The following is a 16,282-nucleotide window of genomic DNA, read 5'->3' on the forward strand; positions in this document are numbered from 1 at the left end:
GGAAGCATTCAATGACCATCAACATCAAAGAGATCACCGAAAAGGACCGCAACTCGGTCTTGCATCCTTTCACTCAGCTTAAAGATTTCGCCACTGGCAAGCTCGGCGACCCAACGATCGTGGTGACAGGGAAGGGGATCCGCATCCAGGACGCGCATGGCAACCAATTTATCGATGGCTTTGCCGGCCTATACTGCGTCAATGTCGGGTATGGCCGCACGGAAGTCGCCGATGCGATCTCGCGTCAGGCCTATCGCTTGGCGTATTACCACTCCTATGCGGCGCACACGACCGACGAGCTTGCGATCCTCTCCGATCGCCTTGTGAAGATGGCGCCGGGCAAGATGAGCAAGGTGTTCTATGGCATGTCCGGCTCGGATGCGAACGAGACCCAGGCCAAGCTTGTTTGGTACTACAACAACCTGCGTGGCAAGCCGACCAAAAAGAAGATCATCTCCCGTGAACGCGGCTATCACGGCTGCAGCGTCGTGTCGGGCTCGATGACGGGCATGAGCTTTTATCACGACCACATGGACCTGCCACTTCCGCAGATTGTTCACACGGGTGTTCCACATCATTACTGGGGCGCAACCCCGGGCGAAACCGAGCGCGAATTCTCCGCTCGCCGCGCCGCCGAGCTTGATCAGTTGATCGAGCGGCTCGGCCCGGACAACGTCGGCGCCTTCATTGGCGAGCCCGTCCTCGGCACAGGTGGTATCACGCCTCCGCCGGAAGGCTATTGGGAAGCGGTACAGACGGTCCTCAAAAAACATGATGTGCTGCTGATTGCCGATGAAGTGATCACAGGGTTCGGCCGCACCGGTTCCATGTTCGGCTCACAGCACTATGGCATCGAGCCAGACCTCATCACGATCGCTAAAGGTTTGACGTCGGCCTACTTCCCGCTTTCAGCGGCAATCGTCGGTGAGAAGGTGTATAAAGTCCTGGAGGATGGAGCCGACAAGGTCGGGGCATTCTCGCACGGCTACACCTACTCTGGTCATCCGATCGGCGCCGCCGCGGCCAACGCGGTCCTCGATATTGTCGAGAAAGAAGACCTCCCCGGCAATGCGCGTGACGTCGGCGCGTTTTTCCAGGCGCAGTTGCAGGAGAGGTTCGCGCAGTTGCCGATCGTCGGCGAAGTGCGGGGCGTCGGTCTTATGGGCGCAATCGAGTTCGTTGCCGATCGCGACAATCGGAAGCGTTTCGATCCGGCGCTCAAGGTAGGTGCGCGAATCTCGAAGGCCGCCCGTGACCGTGGTCTTATCGCTCGGGCCATGCCGCACGGGGACATTTTGGGCTTTGCTCCGCCGCTGGTTACAACCAAAGCTGAGGCGGAGGAGATTGTTGCAATCGCAGAAAGCGCCGTGCGCTCGGTTATGGATGAGCTTGTTCGCGAGAGTGAGAAAATCTGAATGAGTTGGGCCATCTTGTCGTAATCAAGGCGCAAACTCAAGCGACGGCCTGATCGGCTTGCGGGGCTGCCAGCTGAGCTGGTGCCGCGTTCCGCTCATTGAGTTTTCGGCGGAATTCAATGCAGACACTGCTCAGGAGGAACTGGTGGCCAATTCGACCGCACTCAATCCCTGGGAATGGCCTGAAAGCCATTGGCGGCGGCGCATCAACAAAGTCAGAGCGGGCAAGGCACTAAGACCAATGTGGCCCGGCGGTAAACGCTGTGCCTTCGCCATCTCGTTCGACGTCGATCATGAGTCGAACGAATTGCGCAGGGGAGGGCGATCGCTAAGCAGATTATCCTGGGGTCAGTACGGGAGCCGACGAGGGATGCCTCGGGCTTTGGAACTCTTGAGAAAGTACGACGTTCCGGCGAGTTTTTTCGTTCCCGCTGTGATCGCTCAGTTGTATCCAGACGAGCAACGCGCAGTTGTCGATGAAGGCCATGAAATTGGCATGCACGGCTGGATACACGAGCTAAACTCGGAACTGAGCGCAGAGAGCGAGCGCTCTTTAATGATGAGGAGTGCCGACACTCTTGAAAAAATCACTTCCAAACGCCCGACGGGAATTCGAACGCCTTCCTGGGATTTTTCCGACGCAACTCTACGGATCATACGTGAAACCGGATTGACATACGACTCATCCCTTATGGCCGATGATAGTTGCTATGAGCTGCTGGAAGACGAGGAACCCACGGGAGTGATTGAAATACCGGTCGAATGGATTCGAGACGATGCCACTTATCTTTGGATGAGTCCCGATGGGTCTTCACGGCCAGATTTATCAGTCGACGACGTGCTTTCTGTATTTATTCGGGAGTTCGAAGGGGCCTATCAAGATGCCGATTTATTTCAGCTGACTCTGCATCCACACGTCATTGGATATCGCTCACGGATCTGGATCGTAGAAGAATTAATTCGACGCGCCAAAGCAAAGGGTGACGTTTGGTTCGCCACACATCATCAGGTCGCCGAGCGTGCGTCCTCATGTCTCTGAAAACTCTCAGACAGGAACGCCGGTAGAGTGCGGTGTTCTTGGGGCGGCGCAAGCCGTCCTGCGCCTCGACCGTTGCGGCGGTCACCAATGGATTTGGAATGACGCGGATCATCCGCTGTCCGGTATTCGCTTTCAGAGCGGGTACAGTGGGAGTTCTTATCTTGGAGGAGGACTACAATCTTGATTGACACGACCTTTGCCGGAAAAACGGTGCTGATTACCGGCGGGTGGCGCGCTTGGCCCGGCCAGTGCCAAACTGCTGGCGGCGGGTGGAGCGGATTTGGTGTTGGCTGACCTGTCGCAAGAGGCTCTGGACCAAACTCTGGCCGCCTGTCCTGGTGCCCGTTGAGTTGTCTGCGACGTGACCGATCCGGCGATGCTGGAAGGGCTGGTCGACCTCGCCCGCGAGAGCTTTGGCCGGCCGGTTGAGGGCTTGGTCGCGGCCGCTGGCATTACGGTGCGATGAAGCGGCTGATAGACGTGAAGGGTACGAAGCCATGTTCAGCTTCAACGTCGGGGCCATTTGGCGAATCTGCAAGCTGCATCCCGCAGATGCGCGAGCTTGGCCGCGGATCGGTGGTGCTCTTCAGCTCGACTGCTGGTCTGCAGGCCTCGAAGGACGTGCCGATCTATTCGGTGACCAAGGCGGCGGTTGTGATGATGACTCGCACGCTGGCGCTGAACCACGCGGCAGAAATATCCGCGCAAACTGTGTCTGCCCCGGAACCATCGCCAGCCGTTGGCCGAGGCCGGCGTCGCCTTCGCCCGGGGAGAAGCGGCACAGGTCGAGCGCCGGACGAAGATCATCGCTGCGCATCCGATGGGCCGAATGGGGTTGCCGTCCGAGGTGGCGACAGCTGTCGGCTATCTGCTGGACGATGCGGCGGGCTTCACCATCGGCGCCGCGCTTACGGTCGACGGAGGCAGCCTTGCCTAAGCTCCGGTCAGAAACACTGTCGTCGTCACCGGCGCGGCGCGCGGGATCGGTGCCGCAACAGCGGCGTGGCTTGGCTCGGAAGAGGCGTGGGTGTTGCTAGTGGATGTTCTGGATAAAGTGCACGACACAGCTGCGGGCCTTGGCCAGACGGCGCTCGTCTGCGATCTGGCCATGCCCGACGCCGCAGGGCGGGTTCTGGCCGCCTTGGATGCCGCAAGGATCGAGACGCTCGACGTCCTCGTGAACAATGCCGGCATTGGCGGTTCGAAGTCGCTCGCCGATACTGACGATGCCTTTTGTTCCCGCTGATCGATATCAACTTGCGTGCAGTCATCAGCCTGACCCGCGAGTTGCGGCCGCGGATGCGCCAGCCGGGCGGGCGGATCATTAATGTCAGCTCGATCCTCGGGCTTACGGGCTATCCCGGAACGGTAGGCTATTCGGTGGCCAAGGCCGGGATCGCGTATCTCACGCTCCAGCAGGCCGGCGAGCAGGGCCTGTAGGGTATAACCGTGAATGCGGTGGCGCCCGGCGTGGTCCCCACCGACATGACTCGAGCGCTGCACGTACGCAGCTACCAACGCCTGATGGTCGCGCCAATCCGCTCGAGCGCGTCTCCTCGCCGGAGGAGCAGGCGGCGGTGATCGCCTTCCTGCTTCGGACGACGCGTTCTACGTCTCGGGCGCAGTGATCCCCGTCGACGGCGGCTCCCGCCTGTCACAGTAGAGAAGAATAGCGCAATTTAAGCCTATACACAGGATGGCCCTGCAATTCCCGGATGCAGACCGACTCTGCCGGTAACCGGTTCCGGTGGTCGATCCTGTTAGCGGCGCCATTACCCGGCGCACATTTGATCGCGGTGGTGGGCAAGTTGAATTTACCCTTCGCGCGCTTCCCAGCGATCAATATGGCAGTGTCGTACTGCTCGGTCATTGTCGCAACGGTCGCGTTCAGCGTCGGCGCGAACCACAGCGCCTTGGCCACACCAGGTTGTAGCAGACGGATCGCCTCAGTGACCCGCCGAAGAAGCTGAGGCCGTCAATCCAGTCGGGCAGCTTTTGAGTCAGAGTTGGCAAAGGCTGCTCGAACTGAACGACTGTTGAGGAAAGCCTTTGCAGGCGCGGCGGGCGCGAGCACCGCGGGGAGCCGCAAAAAGGCACGCGGAGAGCTCTGCTGAGGCTGCAGTCAACTCAGCGTCCTTGGGAGCATATTGAAGTAGTATTTGCCCATCTCTCCCTGTTATGGCGATTTGAGAAGCAAAAAGCCCGTTCAGCGTTTAGCTTGGAGAATGTGCCCACTGCACTGCTCGCCCGCGAATCACCGATATTATGCAGATTTAGGAGCTCGACGCCGATCTCCTGCATTTGTTGGCGAGGATTGCTGGAAGAGTACCCATTCAATGCACTAAAATCCTGGAGTGGTCTGATCCTCATATTGTAAGTGTAGGCTGGCCTGATGCGGCTGGTTCCAAGTCTTCACAAAGGTTCCAACTACGCCTCCTCCCAAGGCGCATCGGCCCGGCAGCGAGTTCAATCTCCTGCCGGGCGTTGTAACTATTTGCGCACATTGGCCGATTCGGACCTTCAACGGGTTGGGCGGCTGCTGGCTGTCGGAGCAATGTAAAACTGGCTCATAGGCAAGAGTTAGATTGATGAGCAGTCTTGCGGACCAAGTCGCCGATCCAAATTCGCCAGGAGCATTTGCGCCCCTCAGAAATCCGAGCTTTCGTTCAATCTGGTTCGCCACGCAGGTCAGCTCGCTCGGCTGGTTGATGCAGACTGTTGCCATCAGCTGGCTGATGGCTACGATTTCGACTTCCGATCTGATGGTCGCGCTGGTTCAGGCTTCTTCAAACCTGCCAGCGTTCATCTTATCCGTCTTCGCCGGGGCCTTGGCTGATAATTTCAGCCGGCGCCGGGTCATGTTCGCCGGCCGGTGCCTTATGGTATTGGCATCTGCGATGCTGACGGCTTTTGTGGTGCTGGGCTTTGTCGATCCGTGGATGATCCTCGGCTTCAGCTTCTTGATCGCATGCGGCGGCGCTCTCCACGATCCAGCCTGGCAGGCCTCGGTTGGCGATATGGTGAACCGACGCGACGTTCCCGCCGCCGTCACGCTCCTCTCCGTTGGCTTCAACACTGTTCGGACCGTAGGCCCGGCGCTCGGTGGCATAGTAGTTGCCTCTTTTGGGCTGATGACGGCTTTCGCCGTAACCAGTCTTACCTATCTGGTCCCTTTGGTAACCATATGGCGCTGCAAGTGGATGGTTCGCTCATCACCTCTCCCACGTGAGTCGATGAGGACGGCGATCTATGACGGGCTACGCTTCACGGCGATGTCGTCGGAGATTAAGACGGCGATCACTCGCGGAACCCTCTTTGGTCTGGCGAGCATCGCCATTCTCGCGCTGCTGCCGCTGGTTGTCCGCGACCAGCTGGGAGGCGGACCGCTCGCCTATGGCACGCTCATGGCCGGATTCGGGACAGGCGCCGTCTTCGCCGGCATCTCGAACAGCGTGTTCAGACGGAGCTTGTCACAAGAGCGGCTGATGACGCTCGCATGCGTCGCCTGCGCGGCATGCTCCCTTTCGCTTGCGCTGACTTCTTCGATTGCAGTGGCGGCAATTGCACTCGCCATGGGTGGCGCGGGCTGGGTCACCGCCTGGTCCGGGGTCGGCGTGACCGTGCAACTGGCAAGCCCGCGCTGGGTCGTGGGGCGCACCATCTCGATTTACTATGCATTGATCGATGGCGGCATCGCAGCGGGCAGTTGGGTGTGGGGCACGGTGGCCCAGAACCATTCACTGACCTTGGCACTGGAGGGCTCCGCTGGAGCCCTTCTGCTGGTCGCCGCCACGGGCCTCCTGTTTCCCCTTCGCGAGCGCCGCGAATCCGATCCAGATGCTTTGGAGGACTTCGACGCACCGGCAGTCGCCCTCAATCTCAAGCCAAGAAGCGGTCCCATCGTGGTCAAAGTCGAGTACCTAGTGCCCGAGGAAAATCGCGAAGCATTCCTGGAACTCATGCGGGCGCGCCGGCATGTGCACAGTCGCGTCGGCGCTCGTCATTGGACTCTCCAGCGCAACCTTCAGGAGCCTATGCAATGGATAGAGACATTCCGCACGCCGACCTGGACCGACTACCTTCGCCTGAACCATCGTCTCACGGAAGCAGACAAGGAATTGGGTAAACAAGTGCTGAAATTGCATGCAGGACAGCTTCCGCCTAAAATCATGCTTTTTATCGAGCGACCAACAAGCTCGGCCCTAAAGTCCGATGAATCAGCACGTTATTTTCTCCGACACTGACTCTTCGAGGTTAACCCCTTGTATCTGCACGCAGAGGACTTTGTGCGATGGAAGCGACTGAGCCTCGAACCGGATGGCCATCCGGTTCGAAGCAAGGCGAAGTCGCCCGACACCCCTCCGGCCACAACCGTGGGTGAGCCTGGGATCTTCGCCTTCGTCACGTACGACCGAATAGTCGCTTGGCTCCAATCGCACGCACAAGGCAGGTTACCGTGAACAAGACTATCTGTGGAGTGGATGTTTCGAAAGACTGGCTCGATACCCATGTCGTGCCGAGCGGAGCGGCGGGCCGCTTTCGCAACGATGCGGCAGGCATAGCCGAGCTTGCTGCCTGGTGTTAGGTCAATGGTGTCGAGCTCGTCGTCATGGAGGCCAGTGGCGGCTACGAACGGCTTCCCTTCCTGCTGTCGTGGGAGTTGGGAGTAGCCTGCGGCATGGCCAATGCGAGGAGCGTACGCTGATTCGCCGAGGCGATGGGCTTCCTGGAGAAGACCGACAGGATCGACGCCGCCGTCATCGCCCGCTATAGCGAGGTCAAACGGCTGCAGCCGACGCTGCCGCCGAGCGCGGCCCAGCAGCGGCTCAAGGCGCTGGTCGCCCGGCTTTCCCAGGTAACCGCCGATCTCACCGTCCAGAAGCAGCGCAAGAGCGCTGCCACTGATGCCGATACCATTGCCTGCGTATTCCGATGAAGCCGGCCACCGATTCCGATTTGAAGCCGGCCAGTCATTCCGATTTCATTCCGGCCAGCATTCCGATTTGAAGGCGGCCATTTTTCGGTCTGATCCTGGGTCTCGTTGATGTTTGGGTTGGGTTTTGTTTCAGGTCAAGCTGACGGATAAGCCCGAAAGCGGCACCATGCAAGAATACAATAGGTCCACCGGTTCCATTCTCGCAATACAAAGTCGCGACGGCCCCAATCAATATGCAATGTTCGGTGATCATTGTTTCCTCAGCAAAAGCGAGCCAGATCGGTCTGCATTATGCATATGGGAAGCGAGGCTTCTGGTATTTACTTCATAAGCGTAGCAGCGTCTACAGGCCTTTTGCGCCAATTGCCCCCTAGCCGAACGCAGGAATTCGGCGTAGGCGCCCCAGTTCTTCAACCGCGAATTTGCAGGAAATTCCTAAACAAGCGCGGTGACCGTCTAGTGCATCAAGTTACGCGCGGAGCATCCTCCCCAATGCCTGCATCTGCGGCCTTCTAATCCGATCAATGTGGTCGCAAGCGGGGTGCGACCCGAAGCGCGCAATCACCATCTCCGCCTTTGGCGCTATGTACAGGTTCTGGCCGTAAAGGCCCCGACCTTCAATAGCATCAAGCTCGTCGTGTGATACCCACCATTGGCTTCGGTATGTATAGCCGAATGGGAGGTCCGGCTTGGCGGGGTGGTCGAGATCTTGAAGGTCGTAGACAACACTCGCGGGAACCAGTTGCTTGCCATTACACGAGCCTTCACATCGCATCAGCTCGCCGAAACGCGCCAAGTCGCGCAACGTCACATTGAGTCCGCTATGCGCCCTCGGCATACCGTTTGTCGGGTCGATCTCGACATAGGCGTCTTCTTCGCAGCCCAGTGGCAACCATAAGCGCTCCTCCAACAGTTGTGCGAACGACCGGCCCGTTGCGCGCGACATAACCCAAGCCATAACATTGGTATCGACGCCTTTGTAGACAAATTTGCCGTGCGCCCCTTCCTTTCGTATGGTACGCAGGTATTCGCATCTATATGACTTGTCTACACTTGTGTAATCTTCAGTAAAAGCAACGTTAGTTTGCATGTCCATGACTTGGCGGAGCGTTGCATCTTCCCACCCTGTACCTCGTAATTCCGGCACAAACTGCGATATTGTCTTCCTGTCGTCGAGAATGCCCTCATGCACCAACGCCGCGGCTAGGGTGCCCGCATACGATTTGGTGATTGACTGACACGAATGTTGTACGTGCGGCGCGAGTGCGCCGAAGTATCGTTCGTATATGATCCGCCCCCGATGCAGGACCAAAATGCCGTCGGTGTAGGTGTCGAATAGCGCCTCCTCGAACCGGTTGGTGCGGTCGTCCATGTCGACGAACGTGAGCCCATCGATTTCGGTAGACCTGTTGCTGCACTCAAGCTGCGACGGTCCGCCCCGCCCTCGCCACACTTGGACTGTGGGCCGCAGCTCACGCATATGCGATAGCGACCAGCGAAGCTGAGGAAAGGTCCAAACAGTTTCATTCTCGAATGTTACACGCTTGTCTGGCGGCGGCGGCGCACCGCGCATCCAGCCAAATTCGCGAGGATCCGATGCACGGCCGTCCAGGTATTGCTGTCCGTCGAATTCGAGTACGCTCTCCGACGCGTTACCGACGGTTTGCCGTTGTTTGAATTCTGTCATACATGGGATCCAATTTCATGCCTAGGCGCCCCCGGCGCCAGCTGGCTATCGAGAGTTGCGACCCAACCTCGGGAGTTCGGACTGGACTAAATCACAACATGTTATGATCATAGCAGCGGCAGGCGCGCATTCTATGCGAAATGTCCTCGACAACGCAGCAAATCAGCGTTGTATTGCGGCCGGCGCATACTTGCGGCCCCGCTCTCGCGTGGCAAGTAGGACCTAACTTGCCGAACGCTTCCAGCTACAAGAGGCATGAGCCATCATGCGCAGTATGCCGAGTACATCTCGATTAAACCGGGTCCGAACGGGTTGACAATTGTAACGCGTCTCCGCTGTCCGAGCTACGATGAGTCAAAAATTCTCTGGTCTATCAACGATGTTGACCCAGAGGGATACGTGCGAACTCGCAAGGCAAGAAATCGCGAAATGGCATGGGCGACTCTGCATGTTGGCGACGCGATAGTGGATAACGCCGTCGCCTTCGTAGGTGGGCTCGGCTTGAGTCGTCGCATGCGACGTCTCGAAGCAACCGCCCTGGTCAATAGCGACGTCGACCAGCTCCGAGCCCTTCTTCATGCCGGACATCATTTCGCGGGTGACGAGCTTTGGCGCGGCAGCACCGGCGATCAGCACGGCCCCGACCACGATGTCGGCAGAGAAGCATTCTTCCTCGAGCGCCCCGACGGTTGAGTAGCGGGTGCGCACACGGCCGGCGAAGAGGTCGTCGAGATTAGGGAGGTCGAGATTAGGGAGGTCGAGATTAGGGAGAGAGAGGGGCTTGGACCGCAGTTCCCACGTGACCAGAGTCAGCCCTGCAAGGTGTAATTCAACGCGCCAGTCCAGTTTAGATCCTTCCAAACAAGACGTCTTGTGGCGATGCAATCTGCAGCCTTCGGAGTCCAGCGAGTTGGCGAGTTCGCCGACCTCTCTGAGGCCAGGGTATCCGTGCTTTGTGAAATCGCCAGAGCGATCCGGCGAAAGCCAAGGGTAGTTCGCAGGAAACCTGCATCATCGAACTCGATTTCGCTGAATGCCAACAATGCAGAGCGATAAGGTGTCGTTCGTTAAATGACGGACCGGGATGGGTCCAATCAGCAGGGAGCAATGGCGCACCGCTAAGACACTCCTCTCGGTGGCGACGAAGGTAGCTTTCAAGAAAATAAGAACGAGAAAAAAGGGAACTATAGATGAACAATCATGTAACGACGGTCGTAGTTGCAGTCTCCATGGCGGTTGCGTCGATGTCTTTGTCAGCCAAGGCTTGCGCCGGCGAAGTCCTTGATCGTGTGCTCGCGGCACAGACATTGACGGTAGCGGTCGGGTCCGACTGGGGAGCCTTGTCTCACTTGAACGACCAACATGAACTCGACGGTGATGATGTAGAGGTCGCGAAGGGCATTGCGGACTACTTGGGCGTGAAGATCAAATTCGTGACCCCGGGCTGGGATATCATTCAGGCAGGCCAGTGGGGGGGGCGTTGGGACATGGCCATGGGTCAAATGACGCCGACCAACGATCGCGCCAAAAAATTCGCCTTCCCGGCCATGTACTTCTACGAAGGCGAAGTCGCTGTCGTTCACAAGGATAGCAAAGCGACGAAGCCTTCCGACCTGGAGGGCAAGATCGTCGGCGTCCGAGCGGGAACTCTTGGCGATTTGTATGCCAATCACAAGCTCACACCGGCATGGATCGGCGCTAAGCCAATACAATATCAATTTACAGCGGGCCAAGTGAAGGCTTATCCAAGTGCTAACTCTCTTACGCTTGACGACCTGCGCCTCGGCGATGGTGTTCGTCTCGATGGCGTCATTACTGAAGGAACGACGGCGGCTGCGGCAATCAAATCTGGCTATCCATTGAAGGTTATTGGCGATCCCTTATTCTACGCCCCGGGCGCTGTCACAATCGAGCGTGGCGATAAGGAGTTTATCGACAAGGTCGCTGCCGCGGTCAAGAAGATGAAGGATGACGGCACTCTTGCTAAACTCTCGGTCAAGTGGTTCGGGGGGGATTTCAGCGTCGATAAATAACATGACACAATCGTGGGCGTCCCCTTCCCGGGGGCGCCTCTTCTTAGGAAGAAAATGCTTATGCTTTACCACGATACAGTTGAATCTGAGGTGCTCGTCCACAAGCCATGGTTTATCGGCTGCATATTTGCAATTGTGCTCGCGGTTTTTCTTATCTTCAACGTAGCGGGCACCACGATGGGCGAACTCCTACGGCCCGTGATTGGCGATCACGCACAAGTGAAGTTTTACAGTCGCATTGCGATCGCTTTTGTAATTGCCGCAATGTTCTGCCTCAACCTCGTGCTGATTGGTTTTGTCCCGCTCAAAATCCAAATCGGGATCGTATGGTTTGAGTTGGTGCTACTGTTCCTTTCGCTCTTCGCGGCATTTGACTTAAGCATGCCATTTATTTGGGCAAACCTGCCATTTCTAATTACGCAGGGGGTAGTTACTACAGTTTACGTATCAGCGATGTCACTGCTATTTGCGTCGGCTATCGCAATAATCGGCGCGATTGCGAAACTGTCAAGCAACGGCATGGCTTACGCGATAGTCAGCTTCTACACTTCATGCTTCCGGGGTCTGCCGCTTCTCATGCAGGTTTATCTGATCTACATGGGCTTGCCCCAGGTAGGTTACGTTATTAATGCCGTGCCTGCAGGCGTGTTGGCGCTTTCGCTATGCAGTGGTGCCTACATGACGGAGATCTTCCGTTCGGGCATAGCCAGCATCGATCGCGGCCAGTGGGAGGCATCCCGGTCATTAGGTTTCGGCTTTGCGCTCACAATGCGCAGAATCATTCTGCCGCAAGCGCTTCCGGTTATCATTCCCCCGATGGGAAACACGTTCATCTCAATGCTCAAAGACAGCTCTCTCGTTTCGGTTCTTGGCGTTTGGGAGCTGACGTATCTAGCTCACTCACTCGGCCAGCCAACCTTCCATACTATGGAGATGCTAGTAACAGCGGCAATGATTTATTGGATTTTATCCGCCTGCCTGGAACTGGTCCAATCCCGGATCGAGGACCATTTTGCCAGAAGTAAGAAGCGATGATCGTGAATTCATTGGTCAAGCTAAAAAAGACGTCTAAGTTGGTTCGGCCATTTTCAAGGCACTTACAGATGCGCCAATGAACAAGAGAGATGCAATATTGAGCGACGAAGTCATCGAAGCTAAGAATGTATCCAAATGGTATGGTGCCTTCAGAGCACTAACTGACATCAACCTAACCGTCCGCAAGGGCGAACGTATCGTCATCTGTGGGCCCTCAGGCTCGGGAAAGTCGACGCTGATCCGTTGCGTCAATCGGCTCGAAGCGCACCAGGATGGCGAGATTACCGTCACTGGGATTAGGTTACATAACAAAATGCGCAACGTAGCTGAAGTTCGCAAAAGCGTCGGCATGGTTTTTCAGCACTTTAATCTTTTCCCGCACATGACCGTGCTGATGAACTGTATGGCGGCGCCGATGTGGATAAAGGGCGTTCCAGAGGGTGAGGCTAGAAAGATCGCGCTTAAATTCCTAGAGCGCGTGCGCATTCCCGAACAGGCGAACAAATATCCGGCTCAGCTCTCCGGGGGACAGCAGCAGCGCGTCGCAATTGCCCGGTCCCTCTGTATGGAGCCTGCAGTCATGCTCTTCGATGAGCCGACCTCCTCGCTCGATCCAGAGATGGTCGCTGAAGTGCTCGAGACTGTGACCGGACTCGCACGCGACGGCATGACCATGGTATGCGTCACCCACGAGATGGGCTTTGCGCGCGCCGTGGCCGATCGAGTAATCTTCATGGATCGAGGTGAGATCGTCGAAGAGGGTACACCGCACGACTTCTTCAGAAACCCGCAGCACGAAAGAACGAAATTGTTTCTCAGCCAGATCTTGTCGCATTGAGGGAGCCATCCTTCAACGAGGCCGTTCGACCGAGTTACTGTGTATCGAATGCGTTGCCTCAGGCCAGCGAGACAACATGTGCGGATATTGTATTCGTACGTATTGGCTGACATACATCAGAGCGTTCTCGGCAAGCGCCTCGTTCCCGGAAGCGCGAGAGTAGGATCCCGCTGAGCTTGTGCGCAGCCCACCGTGCCAGTTCGCGTCCAGGCGCGCTGAGGATTGGCTCGCCACACATGATCAGGTTGCAAGAGTGCGGCCTCAACCCTCTGCCCGCAACCGACCACAATCTGCAGACGTCGTCCTCTGGCAGATTCCCGACCATCTTTGGGTGAACCAAACGGATCAACACATGTTAAAGAACATAACCTTCGACCGCCACAGCTCCGACAAGCTTAAGAGTGAGGTCACGATCGACATTGATAAATGGGGGGTTCCTCATATCAAGGCTCAGAACTTGCACGACCTATTTTTCGCGCAGGGTTGGAATGCAGCTCGAGACCGCCTCTGGCAAATTGATATTGCGCGCAAACGAGGTCTCGGTCTCCTGTCACGAGACTTTGGCCCCGGATATTTGGAGCAGGATCGGGCGGCGCGTCTCTTTTTATTTCGCGGAGCCATGAGTGCAGAATGGCAGGCGTACGGCCCGGATTCCGAAGAGATATGCTCAGCGTTTGCCGAGGGGATCAATTCCTACGTAGACAGTTGCCATGACGGTTTGATTGCCTTGCCACCCGAGTTTGGCCTCCTCGGTCACACTCCCGACTATTGGAAACCCGAAGACGTCGTTCGCGTGCGAACGCACTCACTAACCCGAAATGCGATTTCGGAGCTTCTGCGCTGCAGGGTGATGGCATTGGCAGGTGTGGAACGAGGTACCCGCCTCGACAGGTTGAGACAAGAATTGTCACCTCCGATAGCGCCACGACCAGCGGAGGGCCTTGACCTCGCCTTTATGACAGATCGAGTACTGCAGGATTTTCGCTTGGCAATCTGTCCCGTCTCATTCTCGAGGGAAAGACTTGCAGCAAGTCTTCAGGAAGCTGACCGTTGGACCCGCGTAACACCGAGTGATGAGATCATGCAGACGGTGTTCCAAGAGGGCTCAAACAACTGGGCCATATCCGCAACAAAAACCACAACGGAGCGACCAATCCTTGCTCTAGACCCGCATCGCAAGCACGTCCTTCCGTCCATCAGGTATCTTGTACACCTGAGTATGCCCGGGCTCGATGTAATTGGCGCTGGAGAGCCTATGATCCCAGGAATCTCCATGGGTCACAACGGGACAGCCGCCTTTGGTCTGACTATTTTCGGCGCTGACCAAGAAGATATTTATGTTTACGAAACCAAGAGTGAGGGAAATAAATACTTATATAAAGGGGCCTGGGAGCAGGTGAAGACTATACACGAGAAAATTCCAGTTCGCGCCCACACCGACCAGGAGGTAAAGCTTCAGTTCACACGCCATGGACCCATTTTAAACCAAAATGCTGAAAAAGACCGCGCCTTCGCACTGAGAACCGTATGGATGGATCCCGGCATGGCACCTTACATGGCCAGCTTGGCCGTAATGCGCTCTAAGACATTTTCAGAATACACCTCCAGTCTAGCAAACTGGGGTTGTCCTTCAGTTAATCACATCTATGCGGACACGTCGAATGTAATTGCGTGGAAACCGTCAGGTGCGGCTCCGGTCCGAAGAAATTGGGACGGCCTGCTTCCGGTTCCAGGAGACGGTCGGTTCGAATGGGAAGGGTATTTGTCACCGGACGATGGGCCGTTCGAGATGAACCCCGCCAAAGGTTTTGTCGCCACTGCCAACGCAATGAATGTTCCGGAGGAATGGAGTAGATCGCATCCTGCTTTTGGCTACGAGTGGTCTGACAGCAGCAGACATGATACCCTTCATACAACTCTCTCACGATCAGAGAAGATCTCGTTGCGGGACTGCATGTCGCTGCAATGTTCGGTGTATTCGCCGATAGCAGTTCGTATTCTTGCGAAACTAGACACTCTTCTCGGTTCGGTTGCAAACATGCCTGCGTTGCACTTATTTTCTAACTGGGACCGGCATTTGGATGCGAGTTCGCCAGCCGCCGCGTTCTTTGAGATTTGGCTTAGCAAACACCTTGGCCCGACAGTAGCTCGCTTAGAAAGCGCTGACGATGAAGTGTTGGCACTGCTCGTGCCTTTACAGCCTTCGGCCATAGCCTCTTGGCTCGAACAGGCAGAGCCTAGTGAAAAGTTGAAGCATTCCATAATGGAATCCCTAACTTCTGCCTGGAGTGAATGCATATGTCGATTTGGCGACGATTCTGCCTCATGGGCATGGGGCAGTATACATAAGCTTGATTTGCGCCACCCTCTGCAGGCACTGACGTCTGAACAATGGTCGTTGGGCGCCATAGCCCTCGGCGGAAGTAGCTCAACGCTCAATTTTTCGAGTTACCGAAGCGGCCAATTCTCTGTTTCAGAAGGACCGTCAGTGCGGATAATCATGGACGTTGGGTCATGGGATGACAGTCTCTTTATTAACAATCCAGGTCAGTCGGGTGTTCCGATCTCAAGTCATTATCGTGACCTCAATCACGATTGGCAACGGGGCGAATACAAGCCCTTGTTATATTCAGAGGAGTCCATACGGAGGGAGCTCGAACATAGGGTCGTCCTGTCTCCCGCTGACTGTTGAGGATGCGACAGTATAGGCCGCTTACCATTGTAGCAGGAACATATCGGTCGAACTCACCTGGCGGCAAGGTGAGGATCGACACTTTAGCGCCCGCCGGCCGACTTTGATATTGACAGCGGAACGCCCGGCCGGAATCTGGATGCGCTTGTGGGGCAATGATCCCGCTGGTGTGCGGCGACCACCCCTGATCGTCACGAGCAGGGCCGTCGCGGCCTCCAATAATGTTGCAGGAGACTTAGAAGCGGGATGTCCCGCATTGGCAATTGCTCTGCCTTGGGGCCATAGGGAAGAGGGGTAAGGTGCTGGCCCGACCACCGGAGAGCGCGTCTGTTACTACAAGGCTCGATCGCGGCCGCATCACGGCCCTCGGCGGCTGCCGATAACGCGCGCTTCGGGCGCTACCAGTACGCATTGGCGATAATCGCATCTGCTGTAGGAGAGCACTTGATTCGAGACTGACAGTGCGACGGTCAACAGGGTTCGCTATCATTGTCGAGCCGAGTTCAAGAATGGACACATACCTCAGGGAGGACCTTTCAGGGGGCAGACCATTGTCTGTCTCCTCATCCGAGAAACAAGCTAACCTCGCAGAGAGTGGCATCAGGGC

At 56.7% G+C, this 16,282-nt stretch carries 10 protein-coding genes and 4 pseudogenes; 11 read left to right on the plus strand and 3 right to left on the minus strand.

Features of this window, described 5'->3' with window-relative positions; genetic code table 11:
- The first annotated feature begins 11 nt into the window (after nucleotides 1–11).
- The 5 genes and pseudogenes from EN993_RS00465 (at nucleotide 12) to EN993_RS38280 (ending at nucleotide 3,894) form a co-directional block, all read left to right on the plus strand.
- A complete protein-coding gene (locus tag EN993_RS00465; RefSeq protein ID WP_063169325.1) occupies nucleotides 12–1,415 on the plus strand; it encodes an aspartate aminotransferase family protein in 1,404 nt (467 codons plus the stop codon).
- Nucleotides 1,416–1,560: 145 nt separating this feature from the next.
- Nucleotides 1,561–2,454, plus strand: coding sequence for a polysaccharide deacetylase (locus tag EN993_RS00470; protein WP_224570030.1), 894 nt, complete (start codon nucleotides 1,561–1,563; stop codon nucleotides 2,452–2,454).
- Nucleotides 2,455–3,193: 739 nt separating this feature from the next.
- Nucleotides 3,194–3,391 (plus strand): SDR family oxidoreductase, encoded by a 198-nt coding sequence (locus tag EN993_RS38270; protein WP_063169323.1) that lies wholly within the window; start codon nucleotides 3,194–3,196, stop codon nucleotides 3,389–3,391.
- A gap of 27 nt (nucleotides 3,392–3,418) precedes the next feature.
- Nucleotides 3,419–3,700, plus strand: a pseudogene (locus EN993_RS38275) (SDR family NAD(P)-dependent oxidoreductase); the annotation flags it as partial.
- On the plus strand, nucleotides 3,688–3,894 hold the full coding sequence (locus tag EN993_RS38280; RefSeq protein WP_199489648.1) for an SDR family oxidoreductase: 207 nt from the start codon (nucleotides 3,688–3,690) through the stop codon (nucleotides 3,892–3,894). The pseudogene EN993_RS38275 and the gene EN993_RS38280, both read left to right, overlap by 13 nt.
- Nucleotides 3,895–4,294: 400 nt before the next feature.
- Here EN993_RS38280 and EN993_RS37585 read toward each other — a convergent pair.
- A pseudogene (locus tag EN993_RS37585) lies at nucleotides 4,295–4,461 on the minus strand (IS21 family transposase); the annotation flags it as partial.
- A gap of 581 nt (nucleotides 4,462–5,042) precedes the next feature.
- Here EN993_RS37585 and EN993_RS00490 point away from each other — a divergent pair.
- Nucleotides 5,043–6,698 (plus strand): MFS transporter, encoded by a 1,656-nt coding sequence (locus EN993_RS00490; protein WP_063169321.1) that lies wholly within the window; start codon nucleotides 5,043–5,045, stop codon nucleotides 6,696–6,698.
- Nucleotides 6,699–6,967: 269 nt separating this feature from the next.
- Nucleotides 6,968–7,354: pseudogene (locus tag EN993_RS00495) on the plus strand (transposase); the annotation flags it as partial.
- 505 nt (nucleotides 7,355–7,859) lie between these two features.
- On the opposite strand, the gene EN993_RS00500 reads toward EN993_RS00495, so the two are convergent.
- Entirely contained in the window at nucleotides 7,860–9,077 is a 1,218-nt protein-coding gene (locus tag EN993_RS00500; RefSeq protein ID WP_063169320.1) for a serine hydrolase, read from the minus strand.
- A 354-nt stretch (nucleotides 9,078–9,431) separates the two neighbouring features.
- A pseudogene (locus EN993_RS00505) lies at nucleotides 9,432–9,809 on the minus strand (alanine dehydrogenase); the annotation flags it as partial.
- Between the two features lie 458 nt (nucleotides 9,810–10,267).
- Here EN993_RS00505 and EN993_RS00510 point away from each other — a divergent pair.
- The 4 genes from EN993_RS00510 to EN993_RS00525 all read left to right on the plus strand — a co-directional run bounded on the left by EN993_RS00510 (nucleotide 10,268) and on the right by EN993_RS00525 (nucleotide 15,675).
- The gene (locus EN993_RS00510) at nucleotides 10,268–11,110 is read left to right on the plus strand and encodes a transporter substrate-binding domain-containing protein (RefSeq protein WP_063169318.1); all 843 of its coding nucleotides are present in this window, start codon (nucleotides 10,268–10,270) and stop codon (nucleotides 11,108–11,110) included.
- Between the two features lie 60 nt (nucleotides 11,111–11,170).
- Nucleotides 11,171–12,145: an amino acid ABC transporter permease gene (locus EN993_RS00515; RefSeq protein WP_063170377.1), complete on the plus strand. Its 975-nt coding sequence runs from the start codon at nucleotides 11,171–11,173 to the stop codon at nucleotides 12,143–12,145.
- 94 nt (nucleotides 12,146–12,239) lie between these two features.
- Nucleotides 12,240–12,983 (plus strand): amino acid ABC transporter ATP-binding protein, encoded by a 744-nt coding sequence (locus tag EN993_RS00520; RefSeq protein WP_135921822.1) that lies wholly within the window; start codon nucleotides 12,240–12,242, stop codon nucleotides 12,981–12,983.
- 352 nt (nucleotides 12,984–13,335) lie between these two features.
- Entirely contained in the window at nucleotides 13,336–15,675 is a 2,340-nt protein-coding gene (locus EN993_RS00525; protein ID WP_063170375.1) for a penicillin acylase family protein, read from the plus strand.
- The last annotated feature ends 607 nt before the right edge of the window (nucleotides 15,676–16,282 follow it).

The sequence above is a fragment of the Mesorhizobium sp. M7D.F.Ca.US.004.01.2.1 genome (genome assembly GCF_003997785.1).
In the GTDB taxonomy this organism is placed as follows: Bacteria; Pseudomonadota; Alphaproteobacteria; order Rhizobiales; family Rhizobiaceae; genus Mesorhizobium; species Mesorhizobium loti.

What these genes read in the sequence shown, in the direction of transcription:
- EN993_RS00525 (WP_063170375.1), top strand. Translation starts at nt 13,336, where the DNA reads ATGTTAAAGAACATAACCTTCGACCGCCACAGCTCCGACAAGCTTAAG.
- EN993_RS00500 (WP_063169320.1), bottom strand. Translation starts at nt 9,077, where the DNA reads ATGACAGAATTCAAACAACGGCAAACCGTCGGTAACGCGTCGGAGAGC.
- EN993_RS00465 (WP_063169325.1), top strand. Translation starts at nt 12, where the DNA reads ATGACCATCAACATCAAAGAGATCACCGAAAAGGACCGCAACTCGGTC.
- EN993_RS00490 (WP_063169321.1), top strand. Translation starts at nt 5,043, where the DNA reads ATGAGCAGTCTTGCGGACCAAGTCGCCGATCCAAATTCGCCAGGAGCA.
- EN993_RS00515 (WP_063170377.1), top strand. Translation starts at nt 11,171, where the DNA reads ATGCTTTACCACGATACAGTTGAATCTGAGGTGCTCGTCCACAAGCCA.
- EN993_RS00510 (WP_063169318.1), top strand. Translation starts at nt 10,268, where the DNA reads ATGAACAATCATGTAACGACGGTCGTAGTTGCAGTCTCCATGGCGGTT.